This window comes from candidate division KSB1 bacterium (assembly GCA_034506255.1).
In the GTDB taxonomy this organism is placed as follows: domain Bacteria; phylum Zhuqueibacterota; class Zhuqueibacteria; order Zhuqueibacterales; family Zhuqueibacteraceae; genus Coneutiohabitans; species Coneutiohabitans thermophilus.
In genome coordinates this window covers 758,560-776,929 of record JAPDPX010000001.1, presented here as the reverse complement: position 1 = coordinate 776,929, position 18,370 = coordinate 758,560, and the positions used below count along the sequence as shown (strand labels likewise).

The 18,370-nt window shown below is 59.7% G+C and carries 16 protein-coding genes and 1 pseudogene; 16 read left to right on the top strand and 1 reads right to left on the bottom strand.

Features of this window, described 5'->3' with window-relative positions; genetic code table 11:
- Positions 1–22: 22 nt before the first annotated feature.
- The 12 genes and pseudogenes from ONB52_03125 to ONB52_03070 all read left to right on the top strand — a co-directional run bounded on the left by ONB52_03125 (position 23) and on the right by ONB52_03070 (position 10,573).
- Entirely contained in the window at positions 23–2,206 is a 2,184-nt protein-coding gene (locus tag ONB52_03125; protein ID MDZ7415135.1) for a bifunctional (p)ppGpp synthetase/guanosine-3',5'-bis(diphosphate) 3'-pyrophosphohydrolase, read from the top strand.
- A gap of 46 nt (positions 2,207–2,252) precedes the next feature.
- Entirely contained in the window at positions 2,253–2,705 is a 453-nt protein-coding gene (locus ONB52_03120) for an integration host factor subunit beta (GenBank protein ID MDZ7415134.1), read from the top strand.
- A gap of 60 nt (positions 2,706–2,765) precedes the next feature.
- Positions 2,766–3,212 carry a Holliday junction resolvase RuvX gene (ruvX, locus tag ONB52_03115; protein MDZ7415133.1) on the top strand — a complete coding sequence of 149 codons (447 nt, stop codon included), beginning with the start codon at positions 2,766–2,768 and terminating at the stop codon, positions 3,210–3,212.
- Between the two features lie 10 nt (positions 3,213–3,222).
- Entirely contained in the window at positions 3,223–4,233 is a 1,011-nt protein-coding gene (locus ONB52_03110) for a Gfo/Idh/MocA family oxidoreductase (protein MDZ7415132.1), read from the top strand.
- Positions 4,230–4,964, top strand: coding sequence for a hypothetical protein (locus ONB52_03105; GenBank protein ID MDZ7415131.1), 735 nt, complete (start codon positions 4,230–4,232; stop codon positions 4,962–4,964). The genes ONB52_03110 and ONB52_03105 overlap by 4 nt, the downstream gene beginning before the upstream one ends.
- 79 nt (positions 4,965–5,043) lie before the next feature.
- On the top strand, positions 5,044–6,003 hold the full coding sequence (locus tag ONB52_03100) for a hypothetical protein (protein MDZ7415130.1): 960 nt from the start codon (positions 5,044–5,046) through the stop codon (positions 6,001–6,003).
- Positions 6,004–6,021: 18 nt separating this feature from the next.
- Complete coding sequence (locus tag ONB52_03095; GenBank protein MDZ7415129.1) at positions 6,022–6,660, top strand: hypothetical protein; 639 nt, start codon at positions 6,022–6,024, stop codon at positions 6,658–6,660.
- Between the two features lie 33 nt (positions 6,661–6,693).
- The gene (bamD, locus tag ONB52_03090) at positions 6,694–7,545 is read left to right on the top strand and encodes an outer membrane protein assembly factor BamD (protein MDZ7415128.1); all 852 of its coding nucleotides are present in this window, start codon (positions 6,694–6,696) and stop codon (positions 7,543–7,545) included.
- Positions 7,546–7,553: 8 nt separating this feature from the next.
- On the top strand, positions 7,554–8,138 hold the full coding sequence (gene nadD / locus ONB52_03085; GenBank protein MDZ7415127.1) for a nicotinate-nucleotide adenylyltransferase: 585 nt from the start codon (positions 7,554–7,556) through the stop codon (positions 8,136–8,138).
- Between the two features lie 133 nt (positions 8,139–8,271).
- A complete protein-coding gene (locus ONB52_03080; GenBank protein MDZ7415126.1) occupies positions 8,272–9,393 on the top strand; it encodes a glycosyltransferase family 4 protein in 1,122 nt (373 codons plus the stop codon).
- A 63-nt stretch (positions 9,394–9,456) separates the two neighbouring features.
- Positions 9,457–9,969 (top strand): hypothetical protein, encoded by a 513-nt coding sequence (locus ONB52_03075; GenBank protein MDZ7415125.1) that lies wholly within the window; start codon positions 9,457–9,459, stop codon positions 9,967–9,969.
- 391 nt (positions 9,970–10,360) lie between these two features.
- A pseudogene (locus ONB52_03070) lies at positions 10,361–10,573 on the top strand (biotin/lipoyl-binding protein).
- Between the two features lie 294 nt (positions 10,574–10,867).
- Here ONB52_03070 and ONB52_03065 read toward each other — a convergent pair.
- Complete coding sequence (locus ONB52_03065) at positions 10,868–13,705, bottom strand: vitamin B12-dependent ribonucleotide reductase (GenBank protein MDZ7415124.1); 2,838 nt, start codon at positions 13,703–13,705, stop codon at positions 10,868–10,870.
- Positions 13,706–14,478: 773 nt separating this feature from the next.
- Between ONB52_03065 and ribD the strand changes: the two genes are divergently transcribed.
- From ribD to ribE, 4 genes are all read left to right on the top strand, one after another.
- Positions 14,479–15,600 carry a bifunctional diaminohydroxyphosphoribosylaminopyrimidine deaminase/5-amino-6-(5-phosphoribosylamino)uracil reductase RibD gene (gene ribD, locus ONB52_03060; GenBank protein MDZ7415123.1) on the top strand — a complete coding sequence of 374 codons (1,122 nt, stop codon included), beginning with the start codon at positions 14,479–14,481 and terminating at the stop codon, positions 15,598–15,600.
- Between the two features lie 61 nt (positions 15,601–15,661).
- Positions 15,662–16,327 (top strand): riboflavin synthase, encoded by a 666-nt coding sequence (locus tag ONB52_03055; GenBank protein ID MDZ7415122.1) that lies wholly within the window; start codon positions 15,662–15,664, stop codon positions 16,325–16,327.
- A 111-nt stretch (positions 16,328–16,438) separates the two neighbouring features.
- A complete protein-coding gene (locus ONB52_03050; GenBank protein ID MDZ7415121.1) occupies positions 16,439–17,695 on the top strand; it encodes a bifunctional 3,4-dihydroxy-2-butanone-4-phosphate synthase/GTP cyclohydrolase II in 1,257 nt (418 codons plus the stop codon).
- Between the two features lie 81 nt (positions 17,696–17,776).
- Complete coding sequence (gene ribE / locus ONB52_03045) at positions 17,777–18,250, top strand: 6,7-dimethyl-8-ribityllumazine synthase (GenBank protein ID MDZ7415120.1); 474 nt, start codon at positions 17,777–17,779, stop codon at positions 18,248–18,250.
- Positions 18,251–18,370 lie beyond the last annotated feature (120 nt).

Genomic DNA, 18,370 nt, shown 5'->3' with positions numbered 1-18,370 from the left:
GAGACGGGCACAAACGGGCATCATGGCAACCTACGATTTCGACAAGGAGCTGGCGCGCATTGCGCGCCGGCTGCACCGCTACAGCAAGCACCCCATCAATCATGAGCTGCTGACCCAGGCGTTTTATTTCAGCCAGGAGGCGCATCGCAACCAGTTGCGCAAATCCGGCGAACCTTATTTCGTGCACTGCGTGGAGGTCGCCAAAATTTTGTGCGAGCTGCGCATGGATTATGTCACCATCGTGGGCGGCCTGCTGCACGACGTGGTGGAAGACACCGGCGTGACGATCGAAGAGGTGCAGGAAAAGTTCGGCGAGGAGATCGCCAGGCTGGTGGACGGCGTCACCAAAATTTCGGAACTGAAATTCGACAACGTCGAAGTCCGCCAGGCGGAAAACTTTCGCAAGATGCTGCTGTCGATGGTGAAGGACATTCGCGTCATCCTGATCAAATTCGCCGACCGGTTGCACAACATGCGCACCATCGAGTATCTGCCGGAGAAAAAACAGCGCCGCATCGCGCTCGAAACCCGCGAGATTTACGCGCCGCTGGCCCACCGGCTGGGCATCGGCCGAATCCGCTGGGAGCTGGAAGATCTGGCTTTCAAAACGCTGGCGCCCCAGGCCTACTGGAACCTGGTCAACAAAATCGCCGAGAAGCGGGAGGAGCGCGAGGCCTATATTCGACGCTTCACCGAGCCGGTGCGCGCGGCCCTGAAAGAGGCGGGCCTGCAGGCGAAGATCACCGGCCGTCCCAAGCATCTCTACAGCATTTTCCAGAAAATGCTGAGCCGCGACAAATCCTTCGAGGAGATTTTCGATTTGCTCGCGGTCCGCATCATCGTGAAGCGCACCGAGGACTGCTACTTCGTACTGGGCATCGTGCACAATCTTTTCACCCCGGTGGCGGAACGTTTCAAGGATTACATCGCCACACCGAAATCCAACCTCTACCAATCGTTGCACACCACCGTGGTCGGCGCGGGCGGCAAGATGGTGGAGGTGCAAATTCGCACCGAAGACATGCATCGCACCGCCGAAGTGGGTGTGGCGGCGCACTGGCGCTACAAAGAGGGCAAACAGAAAGCCGATGAGCTCGACAAGCAGCTCGCCTGGCTGCGGCAGATGCTGGAGTGGCAGCACGACACCGACGATCCCAAGGAGTTCATGGAAAACCTGCGCATCGATTTGTTTCAGGACGAGGTGTTCGTGTTCACGCCCAAGGGCCGGCTCAACAAGCTGCCGGTGGGCAGCACCCCGGTGGATTTCGCTTTTGCGGTGCACACCGACATCGGCCTGCATTGCATCGGCGCCAAGGTGAACGGTCGCATCGTGCCGCTCAACTACCGCTTGAAAAGCGGCGACACGGTCGAGATCATCACCAGCGCCAATCAGCGGCCGAACAAGGACTGGATCAAGTTCGTGCAGACCTCGAAGGCGCGCGCCAAAATCAAGCGCTGGCTGAAGGAATCGATGGCGGAACAGAGCCAAAAGCTCGGTGCGGAGATTCTGGACAAGGCCCTCAAGCGCGCGCATCTCAACCGCGACGAAATTGATCTCAACGAGGTGGCGCAGCTTCTGGGGCTGGCCGATGCCGTCGAACTGCATGCCGCGATCGGACGGGGCGATATGGCCGCACAAAGCGTGATCCAGAAGATTCTGCCGGAAGCGCCGGAAGGCCACGACAAGCCCGGCTTCTTCAAAAAGATCATCGACAAGGCGCGCGGCTCCGCCATCGGCGTGCGGGTGCAGGGTTTGGATCATTTGCTGATCAATTTCGGCAAATGCTGCCAGCCGGTGCCAGGCGACCGCATTCTCGGCTTCCTGACACAGGGGCGCGGCGTGGTGGTGCATCGCACCGACTGTCCCAACATCCTGCGACTGCTGGAAAACCCCGAGCGCCGGGTGGAGGTGCAGTGGGATGTCGAGCCCAACAAGCATTTCACCGTGCGCCTGCAGTTGCTCGGCACGGACCGCAAGCATTTCCTGCGCGATGTCAGTGACGCCATTTCGCAAACCGACACCAACATTGTCAGCATCGAGATGCGTGCCGAGGACGGCGTGGTGCACAGCAACATTATCATCGAAGTGAAAAACCTGCATCATCTCACCCGGATCATCGGCCGCATCAGCAAGGTCAACGGTGTTTTCAGCATCGAGCGGGTCGGCGGAACCGACGAATTGATCGCGGAGGAGGAGGTCGTCTGAATCTTCTGGCGAGTGCCGTATGAACGCAAAATGAGGAGTCGTGGTTATGAAGAGCACCATTACCAAGAAAGACGTTGCCAAACGAACCGCAAAGATCGTCAACGAGAAGATCTATCTCACCGAGAAGGTCGTCGATGGCGTGTTCACGGCGTTGCGTGAGTTCATGGAGCAGGCCAACCCGGAGATCCGCATCGAAATCCGCGATTTTGGCGTGTTCGAGGTGAAAACCACCAAACCCAAACCGAAGGCGCGCAATCCCAAAACCGGCGAGATCATCTATGTGCCCGCCCGTCGCAAAACCCATTTCAAGGCCGGCAAGCTGCTCAAAGAAGTCTTGAAACAGCCGCTCACCGCCCTGCCACCGCGCACCGAAGACGACAAGAATGACTGGGAGGACTGGGAGGAGGATTGGGAAGACGAGGAGACCGAGGAGCAGGGCGACAAGCAGAAAGCCGATGCCAAAAAGGATGAGCAAAAGGAATCACAAGAAACCCCATGAGGCCGGCCACCTGCCCGTGGACAAAGTCACTCACGCGTGTTCAACAAAACGGCTTCGCCTATGACGACTGTGCCGGCGGCCCCGCCCGGCCGGCGGATTCTCGCTTTGGATTACGGCAGGCGCCGCATCGGTGTGGCGGTGAGCGACGCCCTGCACCTGCTGGCACACGGCCGGGAAACGCTGGCCTGCACTGCCAAACGCGAATTGTTCGCACGGTTGCAACGCCTGATTCAGGAGGAGGAGATCGGCCTGATTGTTGTGGGGCTGCCCCGTCATCTGAGCGGTGAAGACAGCGACATGACCAAAACGGTCCGGGCCTTTATCCGCGAGCTCGCACAGCGGGTGAGTGTGCCGGTGGTAGAGTGGGATGAGCGCTGGTCAAGCAAACAGGCGGAACGCACCCTGGCGCGGCGCGCTGCCCGGCGGCAAGCCAAGGAAAAAATTGATCAGTTGGCGGCTGTTTTGATTCTACAAAATTACCTGGACCGCTTGCATTCACTTCAGTGAAACCCTGGCTATGAGAACGATCAGACTCGCCGTCATCGGCGCCGGTGGTATTGCACAAGTTGCGCACATTCCCATTTGGAAAAAGCTCCCCGGCGTCGATTTGGTGGCGGTATGCGACACCAATCTCGCCCGCGCCAAGGCGGTGGCCGAACGCTATGCCATTCCGCAATACTACACCCGCGATGACGACGTATTGAAGCGGGATGACATCGACGCCATCGACATTTGCGCGCCCACCCACATGCACATGCCGCTCACCCTCGCCGCCTTGTCCGCCGGCAAACACGTTCTGGTCGAAAAACCCATGGCCCTGAATTTTGCAGAAGCCCGCAGCATGGTGGAAGCGGCCCAGCGCCGGCAACGCAAGCTCATGGTGGCGATGAACGTGCGCTTTCGCCGCGATGCCATCAATCTCAAATCCTTCATCGAAGCCGGCGAACTGGGCGAAATTTTCTATGCCCGCTGCGGCTGGCTGCGCCGCCAGGAAAAATGGTCGGAACACTCCTGGCTCTTTCAAAAGCAATACGCCGGCGGCGGCGTGTTGATGGACCTGGGCATCCAGATGCTCGATCTCTCCCTGTGGCTTTTTGGCAACAAGCAGGCCCGGGCGGTGAAAGCCACGCTCTACAACAAAGTTTCCAAACTCGAAGTCGAAGACACGGCAGTGGCCCTGGTGCACCTCGAGGACGGCAGCACCCTGGCGCTGGAGGTGAGCTGGACATTCTTCAGCGCCCAGGATGAGCTTTACACCCACCTGCTGGGCACGCAGGGCTGGGCCATGACCAACCCGCTGCGGGTGATGAAGGAGGTGCACGGCAATTTCACCAACCTGACACCGCACGTGGACGACAAGCCCATGTCGCGCTATAAACGCTCCTACAGCAATGAACTGCGCCACTTCATCAAATGCCTGCGCGACGACACGCCCATGCTCTCCACCGGGGAGGAAAGTCTCTATCGCATGCGTCTCATCGAGGCCATGTATGAATCCGCGCGCCGCGGCAAAGAGGTCGAGCTTTGAAGGCGCGTGATCCGCTGCTCTGCCTGCTTGCGGCAGCCGCCCTGACGCTGGCCTTCCCGCCTTATCGTTGGGGATTCCTGGCTTATTGGGGCTTGATTCCGCTGCTGCTGCTGTTGCAGGGGAAATCCCCGAGGGAAACAATACGCTGGAGCGCACTTTTCGGGCTGCTGCTGACGGCGCTCGCCATCCTGGTTTCCGGAAGAATGGACCCCTTCAGCGACATGACCACCCTCGCGGCGCACGTTCTGTTCCATGTCTTGTTTGCACTGCTGCTGCTGCCCCTGCGGCGCGGGTGGCCGCGCGGCTATCTGTTCGCGGTACCATTCCTGTGGGTGGCCATGGAGGCCGGCAAGTCGCTGCTGCAGGCTGACTTTCAGGCGTTTGCCCTGGGCTATACCCAAAATTATTACCTGCAGATGATCCTGTACACGCCGGCCATCGGTGTCTATGCCGTCTCGTTTTGGGTGGCGTCGCTCAATGTGCTGCTGCTCGGCATGTGGCTGCGCCGGCACGAACCGCGCTGGCTGGCCGGCCTGAGCACGCTGCTGCTGCTCGCCTTTGCCCTGCCGTTTGCTCTCAGCCGATTCATCACGCCGAATACGCGGCAGTTGGAGGAACCGAAGATCGAAGTTCGACTACTCAGAAAAACGAAATCCAGTGTATCGTCTCTTGCGACTCTTGCAATCAAGCCCGAATCCGACACGATACTTGCAGCCGTTGCCCTGGTCTGAATGGAGATGCCGATCACAACCTTGCTTTGCTCTGGCTGCGGCGCTGGCCGCCTGGCTGTTCTGTCTCTGCAGCAGCGCCGTGCGTGCGCAGGAGGCATACCTCGCCATCAATTCGCTGGGCGCACGGCCGCTGGCCATGGGCGGCGCGTTCGTGGCGGTGCCTGATGAGTTGGTGGCCGGCTTGTATAATCCCGCCAATTTCGGCAGCCGGAGTCCGCGCGACCCGGCCTTTCGGCTCTTTCTCAATCCCCTGACACCGGTGTGGGCGTTGACGCGCCCCGCAAATTTCTTCGACCACTCCACCAGCAGCGGCGCGCGTGCCCTCGCCACGGCCGGGCTGCTGATCAAAGGCATGGTGCTGCGTCTGGGGCCTTTTGATTTCGCCACCATCATGGCAGAACAATCCGGCCGCTGGGCCCTGCTGGCGCGCACCGACTGGGGTGAAGTTGACGAGTATCTCGACAATCAATACAGTGTGCTGGTGGCGCGCCTGCGGGTTGCGGAGCGTGTTGCTGTGGGAGGAAGCCTGGGACTTTATTATCAAAGCACCGCGCCGGAACGCCGGGCATGGCTGGTGCGGGCGGATTATGGGATCGCGGTGATGCCATGGCACAACGTGCTGGTCGGCGTCAGCTATCTCACCCTGCCCACTCTGGCCGGCGAGGGCTACCGTGATTATCCGGAACGCTTTGTCGATGGCAGCGTCAACCTCGGAATCAGCGCCCAACCGTGGCCCGGAACCCTGCTCGCCCTGGACGTGCGCAACCTGGTGGAAGACAATATGGAGATGGTGCGCGAACCACATGTGGGATTCGAACAGCAATTGTTTTCGCTTTTCGCCCTGCGCGGAGGCATGTTTTGGATGGGACAGGAACAGCGCCTGGCTTACAGCGCGGGTTGCGGTCTGCTCAACACCGCCGCCCTGTCGTTGGCGAACCGGCGCGGCCATTCGCCCAATTGGCTGTTGAATTATGGGGTGGTGATGGAGACCGGCGGGCGCCGCAAAGTTCACGCGCTCACCGTGATTCTTCGCCTGTGATTCGGAGACCAGCTTCGGTTGAAGACAGCCAGCATTTTTTTTGCGGTTTTTGCAGCCGCCGGCCTGGTACCGGCCGCGGCGCAACTCCCGCCAGACAATCTGCAGTTTTTGCAGGCAGCCTTTCATGCCTGCGCGGAGCGGCCGGTGGCTGCGCTTGCAGCAGCCGCCGATTCCCTGATTCTGATCGCACGCGTACCCGCCGGAGAAGAAAGCCCGGGCCGGCTGCTGTATAATGCCCTGACCGAGAAGCTGCGGCGGCAAAACCGGCAAGGCGTTTTTGACCGGGAGGCCGTCTCAAGAGAGGGGATCGTGGTCAATTATGCCGTGCTCCAGTCACAATTGACCTACCGCCATCTGCCGGGAGGCTGGCTGGGCTGGCTGCATGCGGCCCGGGTGCAGCGCACGGCAGAGGTGGCGGCAGATTTTGATCTGCATCATGCGGCCACTGGTGAAATATATTTCCAGGGGCTGGTGCAGATCGTGCATCGCGACACCATTCAAGCCGGTCAAATTGCCGAACTGCAAAACCCCGCCGTGCCCATGACCATCGGACACTGGGTGGCGCCGGTACGTTCACACCGCTGGCTTGAAGCCGCAGTGCTGGCAGCCGCAACCGGTGCCATCGTCTACGCGTTTTATGCGCTGCGAAGTCACTAGCAACTCGTGTATAAGGTCACAATGAAAACTCAGATGAACCGGAACTGTTTTTACCCGCGCGCCCGGCAGGGCGGTCTCGCTCTGCTGGCCGGTCTGCTCATGCTCACCGGCCTGCTGGCCTGCGGCGGCAACAAGCTGCGCGCCAATCTCTCCAACGAAGAACGGCTGGCCCATGCGCTGGAGCTGTTCCGCAAGAAAAACTACTTTGATGCCCGCACCCACTTTCGCATCGTGGTGCTGAATGCCCCCGGCAGCTCTTTCGTTGACGTCGCACAATACTACCTGGCCGAGTGCCACTATGGCATGGAGGAATTCATCACGGCGGCGGCCGAATATGAGAAACTCCTGCGTCTCTACCCGCAAAGCGAATACCTCGATGATGCGCAATATAAACTCGGCATGTGTTATTTTCAGCTCTCACCGAAGGCCGATCTTGACCAAAAATACACCTGGCAGGCCATCGAGCAGTTTCAACGTTTCCTCGATGATTACCCCGACAGCGAATTGCGGCAGGAGGTGGTTCACAAGCTCAACCTGACGCGCGAGAAACTCGCGCAGAAAGAATACCGCACCGCGGATCTTTACCGCCGCACGGGCTCCCATGAATCGGCCCTGATCTACTATGACAGCGTGCTCAACCATTATTATGATACCAGGTATTATGAACCCGCGCTTTACCACAAAGCCGAAACCCTCGCCAAACTGCAGCGCTACAGTGAAGCCCGGGAAAGCCTGCAAACCCTGATCGACAAGTATCGCCTGGATCAGGAAAAGGCACAGGCCGCCTCGGCGGCACCGCCGGAGCAAAAATACCGTCAGCGGGCGGAAGCATTGCTCAAATCGCTGGAAGGCAAGCTGGCCGCCAACGGCCAGGCCAAGAAGTAGAGCAGACCATGCGCGTTGGCATACTGGGCGGCACGTTTGACCCGGTGCATTATGGCCATCTTGTCATGGCGGAATGTGCCTGCGAGGAATTGCAGCTCGAGCGCATGCTGTTCATGCTGGCGCCCCGGCCGCCGCACAAAAACGCCGTGCAACTCACCCCCGTCGCCCATCGCCTCACGATGCTGCGCGCTGCCATCGCCGACAATCCCCGTTTCGAAGTCTCGACCCTGGAACTGGAGCGCGCCGGGCCCTCCTACACGGTTGATACCCTTCGCCTTCTTACCCGCCAGCCGGAATATGCCGGCGCAGAATTCTATTTGATTATCGGCGCTGACAGTCTGGCTGAATTCCACAAGTGGCGTGAGCCTGCCACCATTCGCAGCCTCGCCCGGGTGGCAGTCTATCCCCGTCCTGAGAAAAAGCCCGGAATTGCACACACAGTGTTGAACGAAGCCGATTATTTACTCCGCGGCAGCCTGATTGGCATCTCGTCCACGGACATCAGACTCAAGGTCAAAAATAACAGGTCAATACGCTATCTGGTTCCACCCGCGGTGGCGGCCTATATCGACGCTCACGGCCTGTACAAATAGTGCTTGCTTTTTGAAAGTCGATGGTTTATCTTGCGCCCTGCAAAAAAGATAGATAGGCGTGAGTACAAGGACTTAGCTCGTTTCCATCATGGCGCAAATCCTGCAGATCTGTACCTCGCCCTCCTGGGGAGGTATGGAGATGCATGTCAGCCATCTATCTCAGCATCTGGCGAACCGCGGATACAAAATCTTGCCGTTGTGTAAACCCGGCTCTCCACTTTATCAGGATTTCCAGAGGCGAGGTTTCCAGCCGCATGATTTGAGCCTGGGAGGATATTTCCATCCTCGAGCGCTTCTCAAACTATCACAACTCTTGCTGACGGAACAGCCGGAGGTCATCCACGCCCATTATTCGCGCGATCTGTGGACAGTGGTTCCGGCGCTGATGCATCCCGGCTTGCCGCGTATTCCGCTCGTTCTCACCAAGCATGTTGGGACGCAAAAGCCCAAACGCGATCTTTTCCATCGCTATCTCTATCGCCGCGTCGATTTTCTCATCGCCATCTCGGAAGTGATCCGGCGGAATTTGCTGGCGACCCATCCCGTGTCTGCCGACAAAGTTGGCGTGATTCACCACGGCGTCGACCTGGAGGAATTTTCTCCGCAACGTTTCGACAGGGAGGCGGTGCGCGCGGAATTGGGGCTGTCATCCGGCCATCTTGTCTTCGGCATCGTCGGCCGGCTGCAAATCAGCAAGGGGTATTTGGAGTTTGTGGAGATGGCGCGCCGCCTGCGGCCGCGGCTGCCACACGCGCGTTTCGTCTTGATTGGCGGGCCGAGCCGCGGTGAGGAGCACGAAGCCAGGTTCATTCTCGACCAAATCAATGCCGCCGGGCTGCAGGAGGTGACCTTTGCCCTCGGTTTTCGCAAGGATGTCGCCCGGCTGCTCGCGGCACTGGATGTTTTTGTTTTTCCCTCGCACGCCGAAGCCTTTGGCCTGGTGTTGATCGAAGCCATGGCCATGGGAAAAGCCGTGATCTCTTCGAATTGTGACGGCGTGCTCGACATCGTCCAGTCGGGGGAGACCGGTCTGCTCGTGCCACCCCAAAACGTCGCGGCACTCACGCAGGCGGCTCTGCAACTGGCGGAAGATTTGCCCCTGCGCCGGCGCCTGGGCGCAGCCGCCAGGCGCCATGCGGCTGAGTCATTTTCCCTGGCCCAAATGCTGGCGGCCACCGAAGCGGTTTATCACAGGCTCGCCGGCGATCCTGCAAGCATGACGGCTGGCGCCGGAGCAGCCCTGCATCTCTCCTGAGCGCAAGCCAACAGCCATATCCGGGCGGACACAGCGACTTTGTAACCATTGAAGGAGATGAGCATGCAATCGAAACCCAATACGCAAGACCTGGACTCAGACCGCATCTTTACCGGCGAATTGTCTGAGCTAATGAGCATTGCAGCCAGCCATTCGCTCTTCCGCCTCGAACACACGGACCAACGCCCGGCAGGCAAGCTCGACTTGCAGACCATCAAGCTCGGCCCCAAGGAGGACGACGAAGAGGAGTGGGACGAAGAAGACGAGGAGGAAGAAGAATTGGACGACGAAGACTTTGACGAAGAAGAACCCATGGGTGAAGAGGGGGAAGAAGACACCGACCTCGAAGAAATCGATGAAGAGGGCGAGGAGGAGCTCGACGATTTTGCCGACTGGGAGGACGAAGAGCAATGGGATGATGAAGACGACTGGGAGGACGAGGAGGAAGCCGAAGAAGAGGAGGAAGAAGAAGCAGAGGAGGATGAGTGGGACGACGAGGAAGACTGGGATGAAGAAGACAACCCCGATGAAGACGAAGACTCGTTCGATTGGGGTGACCGCGACGAATGGAACTGAAATCCCCCGGGCGCGCCGGCAAATTATCCCGCTTTGCCTCTTGAAAACCAGTCTGTGAGAAGCCGTGCGAACGGCTTTTCTTTTTTGGGGCAACTTGATGAACTACCAGGTCAAAATCAACGATCGCGTTGTCACCGTCAAAGTCCTGGATGCCGCAGCCGGCATCGCCGAGCTGGACGGCAGGCGCGTGCATTTCGACTTTCGCCACGTGCGGGGGGACTTGTATTCCCTGTTGCTCGATGACCAGGGGTATTCCGTGCAGCTCAGCGGTGCCAGCGCCGAGCAGGAAATCCGCATTGGGCCACACGCATACACCGCTGTGGTTGAAAATGAGCGCAGCCTGGCGCAGCGCATGCTCAAACCCCGAATGAAAGTGACCGGCGGCGAAACCACGGTCAAGGCGCCCATGCCGGGTTTGATCACACGCGTGCTGGTGAAAGCCGGTGAAACTGTGACCGTGGGGCAGCCGCTGGTGGTCATTGAAGCAATGAAAATGGAAAACGAACTGAAGGCGCCGGTGGCGGGCGTGGTGACCAGCGTGACAGCACAAACGCACACAGCGGTGGAGAAAGGGGCGGTGTTGTTGAATATCAGAGCGGGGTAGGGGGAGTAACGCCTCAGTTGGGTCTGGAAACGCAGCGCAGACAGCTTGTCAGCAGGCAGGTATGCCCGCGCCACTCCATATGTTTGAGAGATCTCGGAGAGATGTGCCGGCGAAGCGCATGGCCTGACGTGGCTGATCCTGAGGTCGCCTGCGCACCTGTGTCTGTGACCCGGCGCCCGGGCGGTTCTGCTTGGCAGGCCCGCGATTTGTCCGACGCAATTACACTGTCGTTCGATAGCCTGCCCTCACCCGCCCCGACACCCCCAACCGCCGGGGCGGGTGGGCATCCAAGTCTCACGAGCACCCGCTGGTTGCTCCGCACTCCTGACACTTGTAACAACTGCCGCTGCGCACCATCACACTGCCGCATTCGTGGCAGGGAGGGGCGTCGGCTTGGCTTTGGTAGGTGCTGTGTTCGAGCTGGGAGGCGCGTGCCATGGCCAGCTTGTGATCCGCCGGGGTTGCGCCCACGCCGCCATTCCCCGTAGCGCCATTCTCCGCATTGTCGCTGCCGAAATCCGCGTCCATGCCGGTGCTGTGGCCGTTGGCGGGAATCTCCTGCCCCGGCAAAAACTTCAGCGCCAGCCAGCGGAAGATGTAGTCGGTGATCGACTTCGCTATGGGAATTTTGGGATTGGTGGTGAATCCCGAGGGCTCGAAGCGGGCGTGCTGAAACTTGCGCACCAGGACCTGCAGCGGCACGCCGTATTGCAGCGCCAAAGAAATCGCGGTGGCGAACGAATCCATCAAGCCCGAGACCACCGAGCCTTCCTTGGCCATCACCACGAAAATCTCGCCCGGAGTGCCGTCTTCATACATGCCGACGGTGAGATAGCCCTCGTGTCCCGCAATGCTGAATTTGTGCGTGATGGATTGCCGCTCATCGGGCAGGCGCCGGCGTACGGGTTTCAACTCCGTGGCGGTCGCCGGTTTGGGTGTGGTTGTCTTGCCGCTCTCCAGACTGGTCACCAGCGGTTGAATCCGCTTGCAGCCGTCGCGATAAATGGCAATGGCTTTCAAGCCCATCTTCCAGGCCTGCAGATAGGTTTCGGCAATATCATCCGGCGTGACGTCGTGAGGCATGTTGACTGTTTTTGAGATGGCGCCGGAGAGGAAGGGCTGCACGGCTGCCATCATCTTCACATGGCCCATGTAGTGAATGGCACGCTGGCCGCGCGCCGGCTTGAAGGCGCAATCGAACACCGGCAGATGCTCCTCCTGCAGGCCGGGCGCGCCCTCGATGGTGTCGTGGCGGTCGATGTACTCCAGAATGGCCTGGCGCTGCTCGGCGCTGTAGCCGAGCTGCTGCAGTGCCTCCGGCACGGTTTGGTTGACGATTTTCATCAGCCCCCCGCCCACCAATCTCTTGTATTTCACCAGCGCGATGTCCGGCTCCACCCCGGTGGTGTCGCAATCCATCATGAAGCCGATCGTGCCCGTGGGAGCCAGGACGGTGACCTGGGCATTCCGATAGCCGAATTCCCGGCCCAGGGCATAGGCCTCCGTCCAAATTTCCTTCGTCACCTGAAACAGGGAGGCGGGCACCAGGCGCTGATCAATGGCATCGAGATGTGCGGCATGCTGCTGGATCACCCGCAACATCGGTTCGCGATTGCGGCTGTAACCGGGAAACGGCCCCAGCTTGCCGGCAATCAGGGCCGAGGTTTTGTAGGCCTGGCCGTGCATCAGCGCGGTGATCAGGGCGGCATAGGCTCGACCCGCGTCGCTGTCGTATGGCAGGCCGGCGGCCATCAACAGCGCGCCCAGGTTGGCGTAACCCAAACCCAGCGGCCGGTAGTCGTGGCTGTTCTTTTCGATTTTGGGGGTGGGGTAGCTGGCATTGTCCACGATGATCTCCTGCGCCAGAATCGCAATACTGACCGCGTGGGTGAAGGCTTCGGCATCGAAACTTCCGTCGGCGCGGCGAAAGCGCATGAGATTGAGGGAGGCCAGATTGCAGGCGGTATCGTTCAAAAACATGTATTCCGAACACGGATTGCTGGCATGAATCCGGTCGGTGTTGGGGCAGGTGTGCCAGTTGTTGATGGTGGTGTCGAACTGCATGCCGGGATCGCCGCACAACCAGGCGGCCTCCGCGATCAGCTTCATCAACTCGCGGGCACGGTAGGTGTCGACCACTTCCCCGGTGGTAACGGCGCGGGTTTGCCATTCGCCGTCGCGTTCGACCGCCTGCATGAACTCATCGGTAGCCCGCACACTGTGATTGGCATTTTGGAAAAAGATGGAATGATAGGCCTCGCCGTTGAACGAGCCGTCATAGCCGGCATCGATCAGCGCCCAGGCTTTTTTCTCCTCGTTGGCCTTGCTGTTGATGAACTCGACGATGTCGGGATGGTCGATATTGAGGATGACCATCTTCGCCGCGCGCCGGGTTTTGCCGCCGCTTTTGATCACGCCGGCGAAAGCATCGAAGCCGCGCATGAAGCTCACCGGGCCGCTGGCGCTGCCACCGCTGGAAAGTTTCTCCCGCGAAGAACGCAGCGGGGACAGATTGGAACCGGTGCCCGAGCCCCATTTGAACAGCATGCCCTCGGTTTTCGCCAGGTCCAGAATCGACTCCATGCGATCTTCAACCGAATTGATGAAGCAGGCGGAACACTGGGGTTTCTTCTCGATGCCGCAATTGAACCAAACCGGGCTGTTGAACGAGAGTTTTTGATTCAGCAGCAGGTGCACCAGCTCGTCATAGAAGGTGGCGGCATCCGCCGGGCTGGCAAAATAACCGCCGGCGATGCCCCAGTCGCGCAGGGTGGTGGCGACACGCTCGATCAACCGCCGGACGCTGTTTTCACGCTGCGGCGTGCCGAGCTTGCCATTGAAGTATTTGCTGACCACCACATTGGTCGCGGTTTGCGACCAGGAGGCGGGCACTTCGACGTCATCCTGCCGGAATACCGTTTCCCCTTTTTCATTGGTGATGATGGCGCTGCGGCGTTCCCACTGCACCTGCTCGAAGGGAGAACGCTTGCCGTCAGTAAAATAACGCGGGAGAGCAAGCCCGGACGGCGCAGCGGAGGCGTCATTTTCTGAAACTGCGACAGCAGGATGGCCGTTGCCATTCGAGCCTTTTGCTGGTGTGAAGTGATGCAGTGTGGTTGCTCGTGAAGCCATGTTGCTCCTCCATGAGGTGGATGATCAAGCGGCACAGCTTGTCAAAGGGGTGGAACCCTTCCCTGTTGTCAGATGGCTCCGCCTCGCTCCGGACAACCTGCACGGTGCCCGCCGCCAGGGCGCAAAAGTGCCACGCGCAATCGCGCGCTTCATCTGTGTCACTCCAGCGGGCACCAGGCGAGGAGTTTTCTGCAACGGCGTGGGAGAATTGGGCGATCATCATCGCCACGACCGAAGGAAAATCTGCAAATGGCGGCGCCGGACAGGTCAGCCGATCAGGTTCTGGCTGAACGAGAGGCGGGACCGACAATGCCGGCATTCCGGAGAAAGTCGCGGCCCGGGTTTCTCACAAGACTTTCGGGCTGGGACGTCTCTGTCGTCTGCCTGGCATGAGTTGTTCAGTTTTGCACCTGCGGAACGGATGCCAATATTTGCTACTTCCCCACTTCCATTTTGCTTCCGAATGAGGTGTGGCGCGCCGTGAGGGGAGCTACAACGTCACGTCTTGTGCCATGCAGTTGGCTGCGCAAGTTATTTCATTCCCGCGCTTGCCCGTCAAACTCGCGCAAACCATCCGGCACAAAACGGCCGCAATATAAGCTCCGCTTCTCAAGAAGTCAAGAAAAAGTTTCAATATGTTGTATTTGGGTTTTTCGTTCACCCTACTAATAGTTGCTTTCTGAAATCTAAACCACTCCATTGCGGCCCGAAAAAGCGCTTGACAGATGGGCAGATGGAGTTTATATTGCGCTGGAATTAACAAGGATTTAGCGTTGGAACCCCGCTTTTCGAACTCGGACAAGGAATTTCTCAAGACTGCCATTGATCTCGCGGCGCGGGGGCGCGGTTTCGTCAGCCCCAACCCCATGGTGGGCGCGGTTGTGGTCCGTGATGGAGAGATTGTCGGCACAGGCTATCACCGCAAATATGGCGGCGATCATGCTGAAGTTGAAGCTCTGCGCGAAGCCGGGCATCTGGCCAGGGGTGCAACCTTGTATTGCACGCTGGAGCCGTGCAGCCATTATGGCAAAACGCCGCCATGTGTCGATCGTGTGATCGAGTCCGGCATTCGCAAAGTCATCATCGGCAGCGTCGATCCCAATCCCCTGGTCAACGGCCGGGGTATCAAGATCTTGCGCGAGCATGGCTTGATTGTGGAAACCGGTCTGCTGGAGGACGTCTGCCGCCGTCTCAATGAATCCTACTTCAAGTTCATCACCACCCGTCTGCCCTTCCTCACGCTGAAGATCGCACAAAGCATCGATGGCAAAATCGCCGATTCCAAAGGTCATTCCCGCTGGATCAGCAACGAGCGCGCGCGTGTGCTGGTGCACCGCTGGCGCTGGCAAAACGATGCCGTGCTGGTGGGCATCGGCACGGTGCTGACCGACGACCCACAACTCACGGTGCGTCATGAGGATGGTCCGCAGCCGCGCCGGCTGGTGCTTGACAGCCATCTGCGCGTGCCATTGCAGGCCAGGGTGCTCAACGACAACTTCGTGGACAAGACCGTCATCATCACCTCCAGCGAGTGCAAGGAATACGAGAAACAGAAACAGATTCAACAGCGCGGGGCCAAAGTCTGGCAGGTGCAGCCGTCGCATTCCGGCAGTCTGCTGATGACCCGCGTGCTGGAGCGCATCGGCCAGGAGGGCATTGCGGCGGTGCTGGTGGAGGGCGGCCGCCGGGTGTTCAGCACACTGCTCGCGGAACGGCATGCCGATCGGCTGGCCTGTTTCATCGCGCCCAAGATTTTGGGCGAGGGCATCGTGGCGTTTCGGGATTTGCCCTTTGCCAGCATCTCGCATTCCATCACGCTCGATCATCCGGAATGGCGAATCATTGGAGACAATGCGCTGGTGACCGGGCAAATCACCTATCCCCGCACTGTTTGAACCGCCGGCACCGACGCGCCAGCCGGGCACACCGACAGTTGCCGCCAGGAGATTTTGACCTGTGTTTACCGGATTAGTCGAGGAAATCGGCCGCCTCACCGCCGTGCGCGCGATTGGCACGGCGCGGCAGTTCACCATTGCGGCACACCACGTGCTCGGTGACCTCGAGAGCGATGACAGCATCTGCGTCAATGGCGTGTGCCTGACCGTCATTCGCCGCAGCCATGAAACCTTCGACGTGCAGGCCGTGGACGAGACGCTGCGCAAAACCAATCTCGGTCAGTTGCAGCCGGGCAGCCGGGTGAATCTCGAACGCGCCCTGCGGCCAATCGACCGGCTGGGCGGGCATTTCGTGCAGGGCCATGTGGACGGCGTGGCGCGGCTGGTGGGGTGGCAGGCACAGGCCGCGGGCCGGCTGATGCAGGTGGAACTGCCGCAGGAGCTCACGCGCTACGTCGTGCCGCGCGGCGCCATTGCACTCGACGGTGTGAGCTTGACCTGCGCGCGTGTAGAAGAAACGCTGCTCACCATCGCGGTGATTCCCCATACTCTGACCCACACCACTCTCGGACAGCGCCAGCCCGGCGATTGGCTCAATGTGGAAACGGATTTGCTCGCAAAACATCTCGAGAAACTTTTGCCCGCCACCCCCGAGGCCGTACCGCTTATTGACAAATTGCGAAGCTGGGGCTATATTACACCGCAACCGAATTCCTCCGGCGGATGAGAAGAGCCGCATGCCCGATGCTGCGGTCTGATCGCAGGGCGCGTTCATCTTCTCGTCCGCTTCCGTACAGGCAAGCCTGCAACCATTCATTCTTGACGTTTCAACTTGATCATGACTGAATTCAATACGATTGAAGAGGCGCTGGCCGATTTTCGGGATGGCAAAATTGTGATTGTGGTGGATGATGATGACCGGGAGAACGAGGGGGATCTGTGTGTCGCTGCCGAAAAAGTGACGCGTGAGCACATCAACTTCATGGTTACGCATGGCCGCGGCCTGGTGTGCGTGGCGCTCACCCGCGAACGGCTCGATGAGCTGGATCTGCATGCCATGGTGGCGGAGAACACCGCGAGCCTGGGCACTTCTTTTACGGTGTCCGTTGATGCCAAGCGCAATACCACCACCGGGGTTTCGGCGCAGGATCGCGCGGAGACCATCCGCCAGTTGATTGCCCCTGAAACCCGCCCCAATGATCTGGCGCGGCCGGGGCACGTTTTTCCGCTGCGCGCACAACCCGGCGGCGTGCTCACACGCGCCGGGCATACCGAAGCCGTGGTCGATCTCGCGCGGCTCGCCGGGCTTTATCCCGCCGGCGTGTTGTGCGAAATCATGGATGAAGACGGCAACATGGCGCGCGTTCCCACCCTGCTGAAGATGGCGGAACGCTTCCAGCTCAAGATCATCACCATTCGCGACCTCATCGAGTACCGCCGGCGCCGCGAAAAGCTGGTGCGTCGCATCGCCACCACGAATCTGCCGAGCAAGTACGGCCATTTCCTGCTGCATGTTTATGAAAGCGACATCGAGGACAACCACCACGTGGCGCTGGTGAAAGGCAGGGTGGATGACGGCGAGCCCGCTCTGGTGCGGGTGCATTCGCAATGCCTGACGGGTGATATTCTGGGCTCACTGCGTTGTGATTGCGGCGAGCAACTCGCGCAGGCGCTGATTCAAATTGAGCGGGAAGGCCGCGGTGTGCTGCTTTACATGCGGCAGGAGGGAAGAGGCATCGGCCTGGCGAACAAGGTCAGGGCCTACGCCCTGCAGGACCAGGGCCGTGATACGGTCGAGGCCAACGAAGCGCTGGGCTTCAAAGCCGATTTGCGGCATTATGGCATCGGTGCGCAGATTCTGCATGATCTCGGCATTCGCAAGATCCGCCTGCTCACCAACAATCCAAAAAAAATCGTCGGCCTGGAGGGCTACGGCCTGGAAATCGTCGAACGCGTGCCCATCGAAATCCCCGCCAATGCCATCAACCGCAAATATCTCGAAACCAAGCGTGACAAGCTTGGGCATCTCATTCTCAACGGCTTTTCCGGCAACGGCGGCGAAGAGATCGCGTTGGCGGAATGGGATTTGAAGTAGCCCGCAGCAGCACCGCCGGCCCGCGGGGCAAGTCACGCCACGCCCGGCGACACGACCAAACCGAAAACGGCGGGGAACAACATGCCGACTTTTGAAGGACAACTCAGCGCGCAGCACAAAAAATTCGCCATCGTCGTCAGCCGCTTCAACAGCTTCATCGCGGAGCACTTGCTGCAGGGCGCGAGGGACTGCCTGCTGCGCCACGGCGCCAGCGAGGAAAACATCGCCGTCTACCGCGTGCCCGGCTCCTATGAAATTCCGCTGCTCGCGGCACATGTTGCCAAGACCATCCGGCCGCACGCGATCATCTGCCTGGGCGTGCTGATCCGCGGCGCCACGCCGCATTTCGATCATATTGCCGGCTTCGTGGCCAAGGCTGTCGGTGAAATCGGGGTGAACAGCGGCATCCCCACGATTTTTGGCATTCTGACCACCGATACCATCGAGCAGGCCATCGAACGCGCCGGCACCAAAGCGGGCAACAAGGGCTGGGACGCGGCGCTGGCCGCCATCGAAATGGCCAATCTGCTGGCCAGCCTGGAAACTTCATGCTGACACCGTGGTTCCATCCGGCAGCCTGTACAAATTTGCCGCCCGTGCTGCCACGTCCGGCAGGCGCTGCCCCCCATGCGCTGCGACGGCGAAGGCGAATTTCATAATCAAAATCGAGGTCGA